Source organism: Paenibacillus sp. TC-CSREp1 (assembly GCF_050171015.1).
GTDB lineage: Bacteria > Bacillota > Bacilli > Paenibacillales > Paenibacillaceae > Paenibacillus > Paenibacillus silvae.
Map to the genome: position 1 here is coordinate 51,318 of NZ_JBNOKM010000020.1, position 19,578 is coordinate 70,895.

Sequence of the window (19,578 nt, forward strand, 5' to 3'; positions counted from 1 at the left end):
AAAGTGAAGGTCAGTATCAATAATAATCATAGTGAAAAATAAGTGGAAAATAGAAGAGCGTTGGCATGAGGTACAAGCTTTCAAGTTGGCAGAATGCTCTTATGCTCTCATATAACGGTAAGCAGGTGAAGATTTTGGATGCTGGTGATTTGAAAATATTCCAGGCGGTTGCCCGCGAAGGCAGTATAAGCAAAGCCGCGATTGCCCTTAATTATGTGCAGTCCAACGTAACAACACGGATCAGACAACTGGAAGCACAGCTGCAAGTGCCGCTGTTTCATCGTTCGAATCGCGGAATGCTGCTTACCCCGGCAGGAGAGAACCTGCTTGGTTATGCAGATCGAATATTGCAATTACTAGACGAAGCCGAGGAGGCCGCACAGCAAGGAGGTCCGCCGACGGGAAATCTTCGTTTAGGCTCGATTGAGACTGCCGTCTCCCGATTCCTGACGCCGCTCTTGGCGGAGTATTGCTCCTGTTATCCCAAGGTACAGTATTCTCTTGTCACAGGAGGCACACATGAGCTGAACCAGAAGGTTATGAAGCATGAGCTTCACGGAGCTTTGGTGTATGGTCCAATAGACCATTCGGAGCTGCAATATATCAAAATGTATGACGATGAACTGGTGCTGATTACCGGATCAGATGAACATGACATGTCCATATTGCTTAACAGACCGATGCTATTTTTTGAGGTTGGCTGCAGCCATCGGGATCAAGCCGAGAGTTTTCTGAGAACCCGGGGCATTCGTACATTAAACGTCATAGAGTACGGGACATTGGACACGATTATTCATGGCGTTGCTACGGGGCTCGGCGTATCCCTGCTGCCACGTTCTTCGGTTGCTCAGGCAGCCTTCAGAGGTGATATTGTCATACTGCCTCTGCCTGATCCGTATTCTCGTTTGGAAGTAGGATTTGTATACTCTCGTGGTGAACATATATCTAGTGCGCTTCATGCGCTAGTCGAGATTATGGCTGAACCGGAACAGTAGAGGAGAGATGCATTGTGCAGGATAAAAATAGTGTAGTAACGCTGGCTGATGCTTTCAATCAAGCTGCGTATATTATAGGCGGGCATGGAAGCCGTAAAGTGAAAGTATTGCAGGAGGCGCTGGAGCATGTCGATGGAGAAACGTTCAGTGACCACTATGGCAATGGTTCGATTATAGATGAGTTCCAGCAGGAGATGGCGGAGGTGCTGGGTAAAGAAGCCGCGGTGTTTTTCCCAAGCGGTACGATGGCACAACAGATTGCACTTCGCATCTGGTGTGACCGGGCTGATGTTAAACGGGTGGCTTATCACCCGCTGGCTCATCTGGAGATCCATGAGGAGGACGGGCTGAAGGAGCTGCATCAGATCGAAAGCATTCTGCTCGGAGAAGCGGATCGGTTGATTACACTTGAAGATGTGAAGGGCATGAAAGAGGAGATCGCCTGTCTACTGCTTGAGCTGCCGCAGCGAGAGATTGGCGGGCAGCTGCCAGCATACGAGGAGCTGGAAGCAATCTCGGCGTATTGCCGTGAACGCGGCATCAAGCTGCATCTGGACGGGGCACGTCTGTTTGAGATCACGCCTTATTATGAGAAAACACCAGCGGAGATTTGTCGTTTGTTCGATAGTGTGTACATCTCTTTTTATAAAGGTATTGGCGGTATTGCGGGGGCAATTCTTGCCGGAGATTCAGACATGATGCAGGAATCCAGGGTGTGGAAACGGCGGCATGGCGGTGATCTGATCGGGCTGTACCCGTACATACTCAGCTCCCGGTATTATTATCATGAGCGTGTTGGCAAAATGGGACATTACTATGAGCAGGCCAAAGAGCTGGCGTCACTGTTTAATGCATGTCACGGGATTAGAACGGTTCCTGAACAGCCGGTGTCCAACATGTTCCACGTTCATTTTGCGCTTGCCGCTTCCGAAGTTGAACCACTGCTTGTGCAAATGGCGCAGCAGTTTGATATCGCGATCACATCGTATCTGAACAAAACTGGAGGTAACACCTGCTCCTTCGAAATGTCGACAGGGGATCGCTACGATACAGTTCCGCAGGATAAGCTGCGAGCCGCACTAACCTGGCTGGATGGGGAGTTGCAGAAACAGCTATCATAGCAGGTGCATGATCTTGTGTCTTACTAGAGTGAGATCTCAGGCACAACAGCTTTATCGTTCACTGCTCTTGAATATATTTACGATAGAGGGCAGGCGTGATTTCCTCGAACTTTTTAAAAATTTTGATAAAATATCCCGATTCATTAAATCCCAGCTCATCGCTGATCTGTGAAACGGGCATATCCGTGACCTCCAGCAGCTGCTTGGCCCACTTGATTTTGAGCTTTGCGAGATAGGTGGTGAAGTTTTCACCCGTTTCCTTCGCGAATAACCGGCTAAAGTAGCTTGGACTCAGGTGGCACAGTTCGGCCGCTTGTTTCAGAGACACCTGTTCACTTTTATGCGCGTGAATATACTCAAAAGCAGGCTGCAGCACCGGATTCACACTTTCCGTATCATTTGGGCTATTTTTGAGATAAGCATCAGCGATGGCGTTGGTCATTTCCTTTTTGATGGATTCGATGTTGCGAATGGAATAACCGGGCAGAATCGTGGACAGGTTCACGGACTCCTGATTGCCGGAAGCCTTCTCAAACATCTCCACCAGCAGGTTTTTGTTCAACGCCTCTTCCACAATATAGTTGCAGAGCAGGGACAGCATGTTCGAAATCTTCACAATCTCCTCGTACGTCATGACGGGCAGCTGGTCATAATCTGCCTGTAAATGCTTCATTTTGGCATCGTGCATGGATACATTTTTGGATCTCACGATCTGCTCCAGATCGGTTCCCTTCTCCGGGTCAGCGAGCTTGACTTGTCCAGCCATGACTGCACCGATATATTTCCCATCAATGGTAATCGGAATCGCAATGTCGATAATATTGAAATGACAGAGATAAATATAGGGTTCATTGAGCCGAACAGCCTCCAGTCCGCCGCGCGAGTCACATTTTTGACAGTAGGGAAGAAGCTCGGGGTCTTTGCGAACGTTCTGGCAGAAGGCCTGGCAGCTGCTGTGGCTGGTTACGGGAATGCCTTTGTAATCCACGGTTAGTATAGCGAGTTTGGTTACTGTGGCAAGTGAATCCTGAAGGCGTTTCCATTTGTCCAGATCCAGTATTTTATTGATGTGCAGATATTCTTTAATCATATGAAAAACCTCCGTAGTTAATCATTTTCATGGATCGGAGAGTCGTTAAAAAGTTAAAAGTTGTACATATTAAGACATGAACATAGCGGGTAATGGAACATGGGAGGTCAAAATTGAACCATCTCATGACAATAACATACCATGATTGCGCGAAAAAGCAAAAAATTACGATTGCAAATTATAATAATTTGTTATCAAAGTCCACTGCAAACCTCCTGCGTCTGCGTTATATTTAGGTCAATTGATACAGTTAAAATTTGATGTAACACGGAGCAGGGCACCTTAATGTCTGAATTTCATGTGAAGCAGGACAAGCGCTGCGGCAAAAATGTTTCTGTATAAGTTGAACTATTCATTTACACGTGAACGGAGGGGACAGAAAAAACCTGAAAAAGCGGAGCGCTCGCCTTTATCACCGGATTTTCCCCTTTGGAATAGGGAATCCAAAAAATCTGGGGATAACAGCGATTGGAAGGTTATTCTGTCATCGGAGTGGATTGTGTAAAATCTTTAGTTCAACTTATGTAGCGATTTTTACTTTTAGGAGGCGTACCATATTATGAGAAAAGCATTTATCAGTCCAACGAAATATGTGCAAGGCGAAGACGAATTGTTGAACCTGGGATACTTCGTAAAATCATTTGGTGATTCTGCTTTATTGATTGCACACCCGGACGATGTACAACGTGTCAAAGCCAAGCTGGATGCAACAGCAGCCAAATTCAATATCACTTTTGTTGAAAGCGGTTTTAGAGGCGAATGCTCACGCGAGGAAGTGGCTCGTTTGCAAGAGATTGCCAAAGAAAAAGGCTGCACCTGTACGATTGGTCTTGGTGGTGGTAAAGCGATTGATGCAGCGAAATGTGTGGCTGAGGGCGAAGCGCTGATCATCTGTCCAACCATTGCAGCAACGGATGCACCTACAAGTCACTCGGCTGTATTGTACACACCAGAAGGCTCTTTCGATGACTATGCATACTTCAAGCAAAGCCCAAGCGTTGTGCTTGTCGATACCACCGTTATTGCTAATGCACCAACACGTTTCCTCGTGTCCGGTATGGGAGATGCTCTGTCCACTTACTTTGAAGCAAGAGCAACATCCAAATCCTATTCCCGTGTCAATGCAAGTCTGCCGATGGGTTCCCGTGAAGGATACACGCCTTCTGCTGTTGGAACAAACGCAGCTCTTGCGCTTGCCAAACTGTGTTACGAAATGCTGCTTACCGACGGGGCTAAAGCGAAGGTAGCTTGTGACAGCAACGTTGTAACTCAAGCGCTGGAGAACATTGTGGAAACCAACATTCTGTTGTCTGGTCTTGGATTTGAAAGCGGCGGTTTGGCTGCGGCACACGCGATCCACAACGGTCTGACCGTGCTTGAAGGCACACACCATTATTTCCATGGTGAAAAAGTTTCTTTCGGAACGATTGCACAGCTCGTTCTTGAAAATGCTCCAACCGAAGAGCTGCATCAGGTAATGGATTTCTGTCTCTCTGTAGGATTGCCAGTAAGTCTGGCAGATATCGGTGTAGAGACGATTACGCAGGAAGAATTGCTGAAAGTAGCTGAGATTGCGTGTATTCCAGAGGAATCCATCCATGCGATGCCATTCCCGATCACAGTACCTGAAGTTGCAGCTGCCATTGCAGCGGCTGACCGAATCGGACGGGAGTACAAAGCAGCTCGCCAGGAGGCAAAATAAATGAAAAAGATCATTAACCAGGCTGAACATGTTGTTATGGAAATGTGCAACGGGATTGCGCTTGCGCACCCGGAGCTGGAATTTCTGAAAAAATATAAAGTCATCAAACGCAGAGAGATTCAGGCTGACAAAGTCAGCCTGATCAGCGGCGGCGGTAGCGGTCACGAGCCGGCACACGCTGGTTATGTAGGTAAAGGCATGCTGGATGCAGCGGTATGCGGAGACGTATTTGCATCTCCTTCCCAGATTCAGGTGTATCAAGCGATCAAAGCAACGGCGAGCAGCAAGGGCACGCTGCTCATTATCAAAAACTACAGCGGCGATATGATGAACTTCAAAAACGCAGCATATCTGGCTGAGGAAGATGGCATCAATGTGCAGTATGTACGTGTTGAGGATGACATCGCTGTGCAGGACAGCTTGTATACGGTAGGCCGTCGCGGTGTAGCGGGAACGGTACTGGTCCATAAAATTGCCGGAGCCGCAGCAGAGGAAGGCCGTAGTCTGGAAGAAGTGAAGGCCGTTGCGGAGAAAGCAGCACAGAACGTGCGCAGCATCGGTTTTGGATTCACCTCCTGTACCGTTCCTGCGAAAGGTACACCAACCTTCGAAATTGCAGAAGATGAGATGGAGTATGGGGTAGGTATTCATGGTGAGCCCGGTATTCGCCGTGAAAAAATTGCTACCGCAGATGAACTTGCCGAACGTATGGTTTCTGCTCTGCTTCAAGACATGAAGCTGGATCAGAATGCTTCAGCCGAAATCGCTGTGCTTGTAAACGGATTTGGCGCAACACCATTGCAGGAGCTGTACCTGCTCAACAACTCGGTTCAACGTGAGCTTTCAGGCCATACAGGTCTTACCGTTGCAACAACATTTGTAGGCAACTATATGACCAGCATTGATATGGCGGGTGCGTCGGTGACGATCCTGAAGCTGGATGATGAATTGAAAACGCTGCTGTTCAAGGAAAGTGACACGCCTGCATTCAAAGTATCCGGCCCTCCAGTGGCACAACCAGCCTACTCCGAAGCTTTGGAAGCGGTTGTGACCGAGGATGCACCTGTATCCTATGAGGTACAGACGGACGCTTCAGCAGCAGTGATTCAAAATAATCAATTCTCGCTCGACAATGTCGTTTATCTGATTGATAAGATGGGCGAAATCATCATCAAAAACGAAGTACCGTTCTGCGAACTGGATTCCCATGCGGGAGACGGCGACTTCGGGATGAGTGTAGCCAAGGGCTTCCGTCAATTGAAGCGTGAGTGGAACCACATCATTAACGAGGAGAAAAAGGATATCGGTTCATTCCTGGATGCATGCTCTCTGGTAATTATGGAGTATTGTGGCGGTGCATCTGGTCCGATCTGGGGCTCGGCATTCCGTGCAGCAGGTAAATCGGTAGGTGAGAAGCAGCATTTGAATGTAGCCGAGTTCGCCGAGATGATGCAGGCAGCGGTTCAAGGTATCCAGGCAACAGGTGAGCGCTCCTTCGGACGAGGTGCGGTTGTCGGCGACAAAACGCTGATTGATGCACTTGCACCATGTGCAGATGCCTGGACGCAAAGTGCGGAAGCTGGAGAGGACTTCAAATCTGCATTTGCCAAAGGTGCAGCAGCAGCCGTTGAAGGTGCGAAGAAAACCGAAGATATCGTAGCCCGTATGGGACGCGCAGGTACGGTCGGTGATCGCAGTCTGGGGTATCCAGATGCTGGCGCGTATGCGCTGGGTGTTATTTTCACGGAACTGTCCGAATCTTTGAAATAGGTTACTTGGTTTGATGTAAAAAAGATATGCGTTGCTGGTTGATTACACTTGACCACTCCGATGGCGACTATGCTGGGTGTGGTAGACACACGGGAACGGCACAGTCAGAAAACCTTTCGATCGCCATTATCCCCGGATTATTTTGAATGATTCCCTGAAGGGAACAATCCGGTGATAAATGCGAAGCCTATGCTTTCGATGTAGCTTTCTTTCAGAAAGCTTTTAGCTCCGCTTCTCCAGGTCCTTTCTGTCTGCTTCGTTCTTGGTGTCTACAGGCGAGCATTAGTCTTCCATCTCCGTTCCGGTGTAATCATCTGGCTGCGCATATCCAACGTTTGTACATCAAACGTTGGATAAATATAGACCGCTCTGTAGGCTTGGCTTACAGAACGGTCTTTTTATGTTGAGTGGAACGTGGCTGTGTAGGGCTTATTTATATAAAGGCAGTAATTTACTGTTTATGAGTATGCCGGAACGGATGCCTCAGCCAGAGAAGCTATAGATTGTCATTTGTATAATGATCATCATTTTTACATCCAAGCGGCAATATTGGCGTTAGATATGCCAAATAGTGTAATCTGAGAATAGAACTACTCACTTGAACGAGAAGGGAACGAATCACTCTAATGACTCAGAAACTTTATTATGACTCTGCGTACACACGCGAGTGGCATACACATATTACCCATCGTGTGACAAAGGAAGATGGTGTCTACGTCACGCTGGCCGAAACGGCATTTTACCCGCATGGAGGTGGTCAGCCTTGTGATCTGGGGCAGATCGGGGGCATCGCTGTGCTGGACGTCAATCTGGAAGATGGAGACGTGTGGCATAAGCTGGAGCGCTCCCCGGAGCAGGATGAAGTGCAGTGCGAGTTGGACTGGGATCGCCGCTTCGATCATATGCAGCAGCATACGGGTCAGCATTTGTTATCAGCAGTTACATTGAAGCTGACGGATGCGATGACACTCAGCTTTCACTTGGGCACAGACTATGACACCATTGATGTCGCTGCGGAGGTGCTGAGCGCAGAACAGCTGGATGCTGTCGAGCAGGAGGTGAATCGGCAGATTGTCCGCAATGCCCCGATTCATACGTCCTGGGTTACCGCCGAAGAAGCGGCGCGTTTGCCGTTGGTCAAGCAGCCTACGGTGACGGAAGACATTCGCATCGTGGAGATTGAGGGTGTAGAGTACAATGCTTGCGGCGGCACGCATGTAGCGGCCACGGGCGAGATTGGTCTGATTAAGCTGCTCAAAACCGAGAAGGTGAAGGGCGGCACCCGCATTTATTTTAAATGTGGCACAAGAGCCTTGAACGAATTTACAGCGGCACAGCAGGTGCTGAATAATATTACGACCAAACTAAAGACAAATCGGGACGAGCTGCTGGAGCGGATTGCCAAAATGGAGCAGGACCAGAAGCTGCTGCAAAGCGAGCTGAATGCGGTAAAGGCAACCAATGACACGTACTACGCACAAGAGCTGCTTGCGGCACGGGAAGGACTGGTCATCGCCAAGGTATTTGAGGATAAATCCCTCAAGGACATGCAGAGTCTTGCAGCCAAGCTGACCGAAGAGCATGAAGGTTTGGTGCTGTTTGCCAGCATCTCGGAGGCAAAGGTGGTACTGGCACAGAACGGACAGCCTGCGGAATGGGCGTGTGGACCTTTTTTCAAAGGCAATCTTGGAGCGTATCAGGGCAAAGGCGGAGGCAGTGAGAAAATGGCTCAGGCGGGCTTTGCCAGCAGTGAGGATGCACTAGCATTTTATGAGTTTACGAAGGAACAATTGGGACATCATTCGTAAGTCATGGGGGGGGGCTGAAGCATGACAGAGCGTATTCCGTGTATACGGGAAGGCTGCGAGCATATGATTTTACCAGCCACGGCAGCCAAAACAGGCGGGTATTGCATGCCCTGCAAGCAGGAGATGGAACGTGAAGCTCACCAGCGTTATATTGAAGCAAATCGGCGTGATGTGGATCTGTATGAAGGTATTACGGATGCGGCAGACGTGTTGAAAATCATGCATGCACCGCCGACGTATGATCCCCTTATTCGATATATACCTTATAAATACTCGATGGAACAGGTATACCTGTCTCTATCAACAGAACAGCAGCTGGAGATGAAGCGCTATGCTATGGAACTGATCCGCTCGGAGGATGAGGACGCGGGCAAGGATATCCTGCTATATCTGGTGTGTTACCACGACCTGCCCCTTACAGCGGAAATTCCAGAACTGTTGGAGCGGGAGATTGTTTATCCAGCGGTTTTGTTTAAAAGCGCCTCTAACGAGGCGCGAGATCATCTGATTCAGCAGGTGAACAACGATGAGGAGAATCGCAATAATATCCTCATGATACTGGCCTACATTGGGGACGAAGCTGTTGTACAGCAGTTCTGGCAGTGGAAGCAGTCTGCACCGGATTGGGCCAGCAAGCTTTATGTGGCGCCTGACCGATACACCTTGCAGGCGGGCTGGGAGTTAACCGGAGATGGTCAACGCAGAGAATTGTTTATCACCCCTAGTTATTCATTGTATGAAGCAGGAGACATTGATGCAGGGGGAAAAGAGAGCAAAAACCTTGATGGTGCTCCGATTTCTTTGCTTGTGCCGAGCTCCAATCATTGTCCATGGTGTGGTAGTTCATTGATCAGCTTAATGAATTTACATGTAAAGCATCCTGCGCTCCATTCAGTGGATTGGAAGTTCCCGCAACTGGATGTGCAGACCTGCTTGGTATGCAGCAGTTACAGCGTGATGTACATGGAAATGGATGCAGAAGGGAAACCAATCTGGAGTAAGCATAATGTGAAGCCGGATGGATTGGATGAAATCGACGTCGAAGAGATCAAGGCCGATATTTCGGGACTTGTATGGAGTACTCTGGATGATTCGGTGCAGCGGCGTTTGTTCCATATCGCGTCGGAACCGCGCCAGCCTTTTCATGGTAGTGAATGGGCAATGGAGCCTTCCCTATCGCAGGTTGGAGGTCATCCGGGTTGGGTGCAGGATGCAGACTATCCTGCATGTCCAGCCTGCTCTGCTACGATGAAAGCGATCGGACAGCTGGACGGTGAGATGATTCAAGAGAATGGTGAAGGTGTGTATTATATGTTTGGCTGTGAGCCGTGCCAGATGACAGCAGTATCGTATCAGCAGTCATGATGTGATCAATTCTCAATTCCAATCTAATTTCCGGCACCAAACTTCTGTTGTCACAAAACCTGACATCGTTGTAAAATATAATTATTGATTAGCTTCGTAGAGATAGATAAATTACAAAATGTCGGCAGGAGTGGAAACGATGGAAATTAGAGTGGATGATTTGAGTGGGGATCAGGTAAAAGCACTAATCGCGGAGCATTTGTTAGGCATGGCAGCAGATTCGCCGCCTGAGAGTATACATGCTTTGAATCTGGATGGACTCAAGAAGCCCGAGATAACGTTTTGGTGTGCATGGGAAGGCAATGAGCTGCTTGGCTGCGGAGCCATTAAGGAACTGAGCGCGGAGCATGGCGAACTAAAATCGATGCGTACGGCTTCCGCTCATTTACGCAAAGGAGTAGCCCGGCACATTTTGACGCACATCATTGAAGAGGCAACATCTCGCGGATATCAGCGCATTAGTCTGGAAACGGGTTCGATGGATTCTTTTATCCCGGCACGCAAGCTGTATGAAGACTTTGGTTTTGAATACTGCGAGCCGTTTGCTGATTATGTTCCAGACCCCAACAGTAAATTTATGACCAAAGTTATTGGATGAAATGATAGATCATTCGTATGGAAACCAGTCTCTCTAGGGCGTGTCTGAAAACTCTGAAGAAAGCAGATTTTGCCGAATTTTCGTTCCAAGCAAGGAAGTTTCCCGTAGGCGTGCCGGAGCACGTCAAGGGAAAGTGACGTAGCAGGGGGCGAAAAGGGGGTAAAAGATGCACTTCAGTAGGTTTCAAGACACGCCCTAGTATAGGGGGCTGGTTTTATTTCGTTTAAATTGAAACATTTGATACAGTTCATATCGCGCAAAAAGTGGTAAACTGGAATTCGGGATTTGAACGCTGTGACGCATCACAGAATGGAGAGTGCATGGACAATGCTCTACTGGTGGTTTGAAGGAATGAACCCATTGTTCGTTGTATTTGTATTGTGTCCCATATTGGCTGTGATTTTGGGTGTGTGCTGGTACGCTTCGAAATGGTGCAGCAGGTCAATCGCTTTGGGGGTAGCTCTCTTGCTGCCTTTGCTGTATATAACCAGTGACTGGGGGACGTTCACCGCCAATCTGGATTCGTGGCTGATGTATGGCGTGGGATATAGCTTGGTAGCATGGGCAACATACCGATTACTTTGTGCAGTTATGGGGTATAAATCATAGGCTGTCATAGGTTTGGCATGAATTGGCCATACAGAATAGATGGGCTGATTCATGCGAGATAGGGTATACTGGACTTTATAATGCTCGAAAATAGACAAGGATTACAGACGTTTTTGTACCTCAGGAGGATTTCTATTGGCTCAGACTCAGACGGAAGAAGCATTACAAAAAAAATTAAAACCCAGACACATCACATTTATGGCGATGGGCGGTGTCATTGGGACAGGCATTTTTAAAGGCAGTGCAGGCACGATTGGGCTTGCAGGCCCAGGCGTCATTGTGACGTACATTTTCGCCGGACTGCTGCTACTTGTGGTTATGGCTGCGATGGCCGAGATGGCTACGGTGTACAAGAACAGAAATATGAAAGATTTCGTGCAGGAAGCGTTCGGGAGCAGAGTTTCGTTTATTATGGGATGGATGTACTGCTTCCTGTGGTTATCGGTGTGTGTTATTGAGGTCATTGCTGCGGGCAGTTTCCTGCAATATTGGTTTGCTGACGTACCGCTATGGGTGCTCAGTCTTGCGTGTGCAGCATTCATTATACTGGTGAATCTGCTCAGCGTTGGTGTGTTCGGGGAATTCGAGTTTTGGCTGGCCGGGATCAAAATTGCGATGATTATTATTTTTATCGTACTCGGGGCAGGGCTGATCTTTGGTATTATTCCAAGTGACAACACACCTTACCTGCAAAACTATACGCAAGCCGGCGGTTTTTTCCCCAATGGATGGACGTCGATCTTCTCTGCATTGCTTGTCGTCATGTTCTCGTATGGAGGATCGGAGCTGATCGGTCTGACCTTGACGGAAACGGAAAATGCAGAGAAAGTAATGCCCAAGATCGTGGGCAATTTCATGTTCAGAATCATTTTGTTCTTTACGCTGCCGATTCTGATTATTTGCGGGCTTATTCCGTGGAACGAGATTGGTCCAGAGAGCAGTCCGTTTGTACAGGTTCTTGCGTCAACCGGTCTTCCGGGTGCTGCTCATATTATGAACTTTATTCTGGTGACCGCGGTGCTATCCGCAGCGAACTCGGGTATTTACGGAGCATCTCGTATGATGCATTCGATGGCTGTTGGCGGGGAAGCGCCTAAAGCACTTGCAAAAACCAACCGCAACGGCAGCCCAATCAACACCTTGCTGGTGTGCACGGTTGTTCTGCTGGGAGGTTCGATGTTAGGATTGTTTGCCCAAGATCAGCTGTTTAAAGTGTTGCTTGCCGTTCCGGGGTTTGTCGTGATTCTGGTCTGGATTTGTATCGCTGCTTCTCAGCTCAAATTGCGTAAAAAGTATCCGGTTGAGCCTACATTCAAGGTATGGGGATTCCCGTATATTACCGGAGTGGTTGTTCTAATCCTCAGCGTCATTGCTGTCATGTTTGTGTTTGACGAGGGGAATCGATTCAGCATTAGCATCTGTCTCGCTGTACTTGCATTGCTGACGATCTGGTCATTGATTCGATTTCGCAAGATGAATAGCAAATCAGCTTAAAGAGACTTAGTATGATAAGAAGGTACAGATGATCTCTAAAATGTACCCTATAAGATGGACACTTTAAAAGGTCATCTTGTAGGGTCTTTTTGTGTACAATGAATAAAAAACGAGCGTGACAGGGACAGCAAAACAGCTAAAGTCCCTGAGTGGTCAGCCATATGTCAGAGGGGCAACGTTGGGCGTTGTGGTAGATAAATATTGAGATTGTGGTATTGCTGACAATTAGGTCATCTTCTGATCATCTGCCTGGTAATAGAGGGGGATACAATGTCTCGGCGCTTGCGCCGGGATTTTTTAATAGACAGGGAGTAAGATGATATCTGGGTCGTTAAGGCTTCTATAAATAGGACTTTCTGGGGGTAGTAGGAACTAAAATATTGAGCCGTGAGTCTCTACGAAAATATACTTAATCACTATATAATCGAATCCCATAAGCTGGATGAGTAAAGCTTTATAACATGCCATTTTTCGTATAACAACGAATTACATATTCAGAACGAGGTATGACATGACAACGATTAAAGTAACCCCTGATCAGCTATTGTCGGTTTCCAAACAGTTTGCGGCAGCCCAAAGTCAGATTGCCCAGATGAATCACATCTTGAAACAACAGTTGTTCGAGATTGAAAGGCAGTGGAGTGGAAGCACCAAGGAACGGTTCTATGCAGATTTCGTAGCCGCGCAGCGGGTTATGGAGAATTTCATTTCCCTCTCCCTATCGATTGCCAAAACGCTTGAAGGGCATGCTGAAAAATTCAGATTAGCGGATCAGCAGGCTGTTCAGACTTATGATGCGAATTGTATGCCGCCTCCACCTAATGCATGCCAGGCCCCAGTTACTGATACGCGTAACTTCTTTCAAAAATCAGCGGACAGTTTGGCAGAGCTGGGTACTGCTTTTATGCAGGCTGCAGATGATCGCTATCAAAAGCGCTATGACAGTGTGGGCGGATTTCTGGACTATTGGACGTTTGGCATTCCCAGCGGACTGGTTGAAGGGTACATGGATCGGGCGAATAAAGCATTCGACTCACCGAATGACACCGCCAATTGGCTGACTTTTGGCATCCATGGTACAATCCGTGAAGCGATATTTCCCACGAATGCCTGGTCCAGCGAGCACTGGGCCAATATGATGGGCATGGGAGGCATGATGGTTGGAGGTGGTCTCACCGCCAAGATGATCAAACCGCGTAATCTATTGACGTCGTCAGGAGGCGGTACAAAGATTGGTGCGTTTAACCGCCAGCCTGGAACGGGGCCAATGACGGGTGGTTTTAACGGATTTATAGACTCACGACTTCGATTGATGGAAAACATCGCGGAGAGCAAAAAGGCCAGAGAGTCCTCTAAATTTTCTGAATTTGTAGAGAAGGAAAAGGGAATGGGTAAGGGAATACAGGATGTTGATTTTATAACTGATCCTGTTCAGATGAGAAAGTATATAATTGTACCTGAAGATGGATTTCAGGCACTTCTTGAGAGAAAATATATTGATATAAGAAAATCGGGTGTCGAGGATATTGGAACGGTAGCAAGAAATACAACATTAACAGAAGAAAAGATTTTAATGATGAAGAAGCATCTTTTTTTAGAGAGAAAACACTTATCCATAGCTGGTAAACCATATCAAGAGTTGTACTTTCAAGCAGATGCAGATATTGCATACGCATGGCAAAAGGCTCAAAAGGCAGAATTAACAGAGAAGGAAAGAGAGTGGTTCATGAAACTTGCTAATCATGAGATCAAAGAAAAGCAATATATGGATGGCGGAATGCCATTAAGAGATCGATCGACATGGAATCAAGAAACAAAAAGGTTTGATCCTGATCCTTCAAAAAATGCACATGATAAAGCAAACATAACAGATCGTAATCCAACAGAACCTTTTCCAGGCTATGATTCTGGTTCCGATTTTATTAAACATATGGATGATGAAATTGATTATTAAATATGAGGTGACGGCATGTATCTTAAGCAAGCAATTACAAGGATAAATAGTATTGATTGGAAATTGGTGGGCAGTATAGCTTCTGAGGCAGAAGCAGATCTTGCATGTGAATTTCTGCGAAGATTGGCCTGTTTTTTCAAAGAAGAGGCAATCAAGCCGGTAAAACCCTTAGTCGCGGATATAGCAAAATTGCTGGGCGATGCTGAAGAAATAGAAATATCCAACTATTGTAACTCTGAAGTTGTGGAGTTTCTAGGAGAAAACCTATATCTAAAGAACATCATTCAATACTATTTACATCTTGCTAAATATGGTGAAAAACACCCGGATAGGTACAAGAATTTAAGTATATACGATCCATTAATTAAGATACTTGAAAGGAATGGAATGTTTGTTCTTAGAATAAATGCCCTAGACATAGTGAATGGAGCCCATATCCCTTTAAATGAATGGTATGAAAATTTTGTAACAATGAAACCTTTTGAGATAGAACAATTTTAGAAAATTTCGTTTTAAACTTTATAACACTGATTCTACAACTTATTGGATTTACCAAACTAAAAATACGCTATTAAACCCGTTCAAAACATACCATTGAAATAGCGACAGACCTCCAACTACCACGTTGGAGTTTTTCTTTGCCTAAATTCCCCCAGAATGCCTCGCTTCACAAGCCTTTTTAAAGTCCCCAATACCAAAGTTAACACAGCAGTGATAGCGTTTTTATATAAAACCAATATTTTCTTGCCTAATTCGACAGATTCATATACTATTTTCCCATACTTAGTGCTTCAAACAGTTGTTTTTTGGGTATAGCCTAGTCAAAAAGGCCTGGTTCACGGGGAGGAAGAGGGAGCGGATGATCGGTTTTTTCAGGAAACGTTTGGTTGTGCGTATAGCGGCTATTGTCACATTGGTCATTATGATTATAGCAGCCGGAAGTATGCTGGTTCAGGTCGCTAATGTAAAGCTTGCTGCACAAGGAGCTATTTCAAGCTACAATATCCAGATTGCCCAAAGTTATGTGAAGCAGCTGGATACAGCATCATATCTGGAGTTTGCCAAGGACCCCAAAGAAAATGAGGAGTACCTCCGCATTCGGGATGAACTGGATGATTTCCGTGAACGGATTGGTGCAATGTATGTGTATTTCGTCAAAATCGATGATAAAGGCACGCCCCTCATGATGGTGGACGGCATGAAGGATGCTGACAAAGCCTCAGCGATCAACGAAGTGACAGATATTCCGGCAGATGCTGTACAGAAGCTGCAGCAAGGAGAGACAGCAAGTTCACCGATCATTAATAATGCTGAGTACGGTGACTATATTTCCTCCTATGCTCCGATTCTGGATAAGAGCGGTGCTCCGGCAGGAGTCATTGGCATTGATACAGGCATATCCGTTATCGGAGGTATTGAGTCTGAGATTTTAAAATCAAGCCTTCCATTCTACATTATATTGCTGCTCGCCACACTTGTGGGCATCGCTGTAGTTATGTGGTTTATTGTTAGAGGATTGCGCCCTCTTCATCCGCTCAAGTCAAGTGTGGAAAAGATGGCACAGGGCGAGCTCGCTGAGGCTAATCGCATTCTGACAGCATATCGTTTGCGAAGCAAGGACGAGATCGGAACAACTTATCAAGCGATGATACATATGTCTGGGAATTTGAACAAAATTGTAAGTGATATGGTGGGAGGAGTCGCTACGACGACAGAATTGTTATCCGATTCCACCAAAGAATTTAACCGAAGCACCGAAGCCATGCTAACGATGAACCGAACGGTAGATCTTGCTGTTGAGGAGATCAGACAAGGCGCGCATACCCAGAAGCAAAGTGCAAGTGACAGTGCGCATGCGATGGAAGAGATTGCAAAAGGGATTAACGATATTTCTGAATCTTCCAATGTGGTGTCTGATGCAGCAACATCGGCACTGGCTACGGCAGAATCCGGACAACAGCGTATGACGTTGATGAAAAGACAGATGGCAAACATCTCCGAAGTGTCTGGAGAGGTAACTGCCATGGTGCAGGTGCTGAACAACTATTCCACTGAAATCGGTGGTGCGCTGCACACGGTGCGGGATTTTGCGAGTCAGACCAAGCTACTTGCACTGAACGCATCCATCGAGGCCGCTCATGCAGGTGAGCATGGGAAAGGTTTTGCCGTGGTGGCAGAAGAAGTGAGGAAGCTTGCTGAGGCCTCCAGTTCCTCCATGGAACGAATCTCCGATCTGCTGCTTCGTATTGAACAGGAATCACAGCAGATTGGTTCCCGAATGGGGGTTACTGCTCAGGAGATTGGTCAGGGCGTGATATTTACAGCTGAAGCGGAGCAGGCATTCTCGCAAGTGGTAGATGCATTCCAACTCGTCACCCAGCGTATTCAGGAGGTTTCTGCGGCGGCGGAGGAGATTACAGCCGGTTCAGAGGAGGCAGCCGCTTCGGTCAACACAATCTCACAGATCTCGGCAGGTGTGTCTGACCATTCAGATGAGATTTATCGTTTGATGCAGGAGCAATCTGCAATGTTCCGCAAGGTAGCGGATACATCTACAATGCTTGAGCAGCAAACCAATGAGATGAGTGAGGCTGTACAGAAAGTAAAGGTTTAGGTAACTGGGATAACTGCTAGAACTTAGGCACCCAAACGCCCACCAAAAGAAGCACAAAAGAAACGCAAAAGTGTAAAAAAAAGGGGAAGGAAACAAGACAACAGCAAACCATCAAAAAAGTGCTCTGCCCCGGTGGCAAAGCCTTTTTGCACTTCTAATGCTTGAAACGCCTTTAATTCCTGAACGGCATCGTATCTTGCCCGCTGTTACAGATGGCCTAGTTCAATGGCCTGCCTGAAGCGGCGGGCAAATTGCTCTGCCGCGGCCACAGCTTCTCGCGATTCTGTCTGCACAAAGCCGATCTGCATCTTAGGCTGCTGAATCTCGGTGATTTCAACCATTTTCAGCAGGCCTTCTTTCCAGAGCGGATTCTGATGAAAAGAAAAGTCGTGGCCGATCGTAGCAGCAATATTGTTCTTTAATACCGTACTGATGGCTTCAGAATTATTGGTTTTGAACAGAATGGACAGAGGCCCGTATTCATAGGTGAACTCCTGCAGAAAATCTTCAATGAAGCCGTCCCGGTACAATGCCAGTTTATGCTCTTTTAATTGGTCAGGGGTGACACGTGTATGCTTTGCCAGTTCGGACAGTTGATGGGTGCATACCACCAGCTTGCTGGAATACATCGGCGTAAAATGTAGACCATCCAGTTCACGCAGCTGTTTGGCGTAGATCGCAATAAAGCCGAGATGTGTTTTGTTTGTGCGAATATCCTCGATAATCTCCATCGAACCTTTCTCTTCTATAGAGAGCCTTAGCTGCGGGTGATCCCGCTTCATATCGGCAGCCGATTGTACCAGATAAGGCATCACACTTGGAAAAGTAGCGACGTGAAGATCGCCAGTGAGTGTAGAAGTGGAGGCGTTTAGAGACTTCAGTTCATCGATTCGCTGCAAAATGTCGAGTGCTTTGGCAATAAATTGTTTACCTTCAGATGTGGGATGTGTACCTTGTCTGGATCGTTCAAACAGAACGAGCCCCAGCTCTTTTTCCAGACGATGAACCGATTGACTAATCGCAGACTGGGTGACATGAAGATGCTCTGATGCTGCGGAGAAGGATTGGGTTTTGGCGATTTCAACGACGTACTCGAGCTGTTCCAGATTCATGAGCTGCCTCCTGATATACATTAGTTCAAGTAATGTTAACATAAGTATCTATAAATATGAATAATGGGTGAACAGCGATATAATATATAGACAAGCAGGATATTCTTTAATTATCAACTTAGAAAAGGGGATGAACAGGGATGAAAGCAGCAGTATGGTATGGTCACAAGGATGTTCGTGTGGAAGAGCGCGAGGTACCGGTTGCTCAGGCCGGTCAGGTTCAGATTAAAGTTGAATACGCCGGAATTTGCGGCAGTGACTTGCACGCCTATCATCACGGTGTAGGAATTCAAGAGGGTGAGAATCATCCGCTGTCAGGCCAAAAAGCACCATTAACGCTAGGCCATGAATTTGCAGGTACAGTTAGCGCTCTAGGTGATAATGTAAGCGGTATCAATATAGGGGATCGTGTAGTCGTAGAACCATTATACCATTGCGGAACCTGTGAATATTGTATCCATGGCAAATATAATCAGTGTACACAATTCGGATTCGTAGGGCTGAACGGGAACGGTGGTTTTGCCGAATATGTTGTGGTTGAAGCCTATATGGTGCATCCGATTCCGGATAACGTATCTTTTGAGGAAGGAGCACTTGTCGAGCCGACGGCAGTAGCGTTTCATGCGGTTCGCCACAGCAAGCTGAAGGTGGGCAACAAGGTTGCAGTATACGGAGCAGGCCCAATTGGTTTGTTAACGATCTTGTCAGCCAAAGCTGCCGGAGCTTCCGAAGTGTATGCTGTCGATGTATTTGAAGATCGTTTGGCGCTGGCGGCCAAACTGGGTGCTATTCCGGTAAACAGCAGTAAAGTAGATGCAACAGAGGTCATTACACAGCAATCAGGCGGTATTGATGTTGCATACGAAGCTGCTGGTGTGCAGCCAACGATGGACAGTGCTGTTTCCGTCATCAAAAAAGGCGGGGAAGTGGTGGTCATTGCGGCTATTCCGAACCCGCTTCAGGTGAACTTCTTCCATATGCTGGTGAAAGAGGCGTATCTGACTGCCACTCTGGCTTATCGCCACATCTTCCCTGAAGTCATTTCTCTGATTGCGGAGGGAGCACTGGACGTGAAGCAGATTGTGACCAAGAAAATTAAACTGAATGATGTCGTACAGGATGGACTCGAATTGCTGATGAGTGACAAGAGCCATGCGAAGATTTTGATCGAGATTGCTGAAAAATAAGTTGAACGAAAGAAAGTTAACCGAGTTGCACTCGGATACTCAGCATTTTTGAATGAACAAAGGGCTGCTCCCTTCATGCCATCTGACCTGATGACATAGGAGCAGCCCTTTGTTTGCACTTCAGCAGCATTTCCGTAACTGCGCAGATTCGCCTGATAA

Annotated in this window: 15 protein-coding genes; 12 read left to right on the forward strand and 3 right to left on the reverse strand. The window is 47.0% G+C overall.

Going from position 1 to position 19,578, the window contains the following annotated elements; genetic code table 11:
- Positions 1-134 precede the first annotated feature (134 nt).
- Entirely contained in the window at positions 135-995 is an 861-nt protein-coding gene (locus ACQSGY_RS25445) for a LysR family transcriptional regulator (protein WP_427181477.1), read from the forward strand.
- A gap of 14 nt (positions 996-1,009) precedes the next feature.
- Positions 1,010-2,116: a threonine aldolase family protein gene (locus ACQSGY_RS25450; RefSeq protein ID WP_427181449.1), complete on the forward strand. Its 1,107-nt coding sequence runs from the start codon at positions 1,010-1,012 to the stop codon at positions 2,114-2,116.
- 58 nt (positions 2,117-2,174) lie between these two features.
- Here ACQSGY_RS25450 and ACQSGY_RS25455 read toward each other — a convergent pair whose 3' ends face one another.
- Positions 2,175-3,206: a PocR ligand-binding domain-containing protein gene (locus ACQSGY_RS25455; RefSeq protein WP_427181450.1), complete on the reverse strand. Its 1,032-nt coding sequence runs from the start codon at positions 3,204-3,206 to the stop codon at positions 2,175-2,177.
- A 559-nt stretch (positions 3,207-3,765) separates the two neighbouring features.
- Between ACQSGY_RS25455 and ACQSGY_RS25460 the strand changes: the two genes are divergently transcribed.
- The 5 genes from ACQSGY_RS25460 to ACQSGY_RS25480 all read left to right on the forward strand — a co-directional run bounded on the left by ACQSGY_RS25460 (position 3,766) and on the right by ACQSGY_RS25480 (position 10,449).
- The gene (locus ACQSGY_RS25460; RefSeq protein WP_145405929.1) at positions 3,766-4,908 is read left to right on the forward strand and encodes a glycerol dehydrogenase; all 1,143 of its coding nucleotides are present in this window, start codon (positions 3,766-3,768) and stop codon (positions 4,906-4,908) included.
- Positions 4,909-6,678, forward strand: coding sequence for a dihydroxyacetone kinase subunit DhaK (dhaK, locus tag ACQSGY_RS25465; RefSeq protein ID WP_427181451.1), 1,770 nt, complete (start codon positions 4,909-4,911; stop codon positions 6,676-6,678). It abuts the gene before it with no gap.
- A 626-nt stretch (positions 6,679-7,304) separates the two neighbouring features.
- The gene (locus ACQSGY_RS25470) at positions 7,305-8,486 is read left to right on the forward strand and encodes an alanyl-tRNA editing protein (RefSeq protein ID WP_427181452.1); all 1,182 of its coding nucleotides are present in this window, start codon (positions 7,305-7,307) and stop codon (positions 8,484-8,486) included.
- Positions 8,487-8,507: 21 nt separating this feature from the next.
- Positions 8,508-9,851 (forward strand): DUF1963 domain-containing protein, encoded by a 1,344-nt coding sequence (locus tag ACQSGY_RS25475; protein WP_427181453.1) that lies wholly within the window; start codon positions 8,508-8,510, stop codon positions 9,849-9,851.
- Between the two features lie 139 nt (positions 9,852-9,990).
- Complete coding sequence (locus tag ACQSGY_RS25480) at positions 9,991-10,449, forward strand: GNAT family N-acetyltransferase (RefSeq protein WP_111273592.1); 459 nt, start codon at positions 9,991-9,993, stop codon at positions 10,447-10,449.
- Positions 10,450-10,781: 332 nt separating this feature from the next.
- On the opposite strand, the gene ACQSGY_RS25485 is transcribed toward ACQSGY_RS25480, so the two are convergent.
- On the reverse strand, positions 10,782-11,111 hold the full coding sequence (locus tag ACQSGY_RS25485; RefSeq protein WP_427181454.1) for a hypothetical protein: 330 nt from the start codon (positions 11,109-11,111) through the stop codon (positions 10,782-10,784).
- A gap of 82 nt (positions 11,112-11,193) precedes the next feature.
- Here ACQSGY_RS25485 and ACQSGY_RS25490 point away from each other — a divergent pair, with 82 nt between their 5' ends.
- From ACQSGY_RS25490 to ACQSGY_RS25505, 4 genes are all read left to right on the forward strand, one after another.
- Positions 11,194-12,552, forward strand: a complete 1,359-nt coding sequence (locus tag ACQSGY_RS25490; RefSeq protein WP_427181455.1) for an amino acid permease — start codon at positions 11,194-11,196, stop codon at positions 12,550-12,552.
- Between the two features lie 511 nt (positions 12,553-13,063).
- Positions 13,064-14,506, forward strand: coding sequence for a WXG100 family type VII secretion target (locus ACQSGY_RS25495; protein WP_427181456.1), 1,443 nt, complete (start codon positions 13,064-13,066; stop codon positions 14,504-14,506).
- A gap of 15 nt (positions 14,507-14,521) precedes the next feature.
- The gene (locus tag ACQSGY_RS25500) at positions 14,522-15,007 is read left to right on the forward strand and encodes a hypothetical protein (protein WP_427181457.1); all 486 of its coding nucleotides are present in this window, start codon (positions 14,522-14,524) and stop codon (positions 15,005-15,007) included.
- Positions 15,008-15,365: 358 nt separating this feature from the next.
- On the forward strand, positions 15,366-17,120 hold the full coding sequence (locus ACQSGY_RS25505) for a methyl-accepting chemotaxis protein (RefSeq protein ID WP_427181458.1): 1,755 nt from the start codon (positions 15,366-15,368) through the stop codon (positions 17,118-17,120).
- Between the two features lie 206 nt (positions 17,121-17,326).
- Here the strand turns inward: ACQSGY_RS25505 and ACQSGY_RS25510 are convergent, their stop codons facing one another.
- Entirely contained in the window at positions 17,327-18,232 is a 906-nt protein-coding gene (locus ACQSGY_RS25510; protein WP_427181459.1) for a LysR family transcriptional regulator, read from the reverse strand.
- A gap of 140 nt (positions 18,233-18,372) precedes the next feature.
- On the opposite strand from ACQSGY_RS25510, the gene ACQSGY_RS25515 reads away from it, so the two are divergent.
- The gene (locus tag ACQSGY_RS25515; RefSeq protein ID WP_427181460.1) at positions 18,373-19,419 is read left to right on the forward strand and encodes a 2,3-butanediol dehydrogenase; all 1,047 of its coding nucleotides are present in this window, start codon (positions 18,373-18,375) and stop codon (positions 19,417-19,419) included.
- The last annotated feature ends 159 nt before the right edge of the window (positions 19,420-19,578 follow it).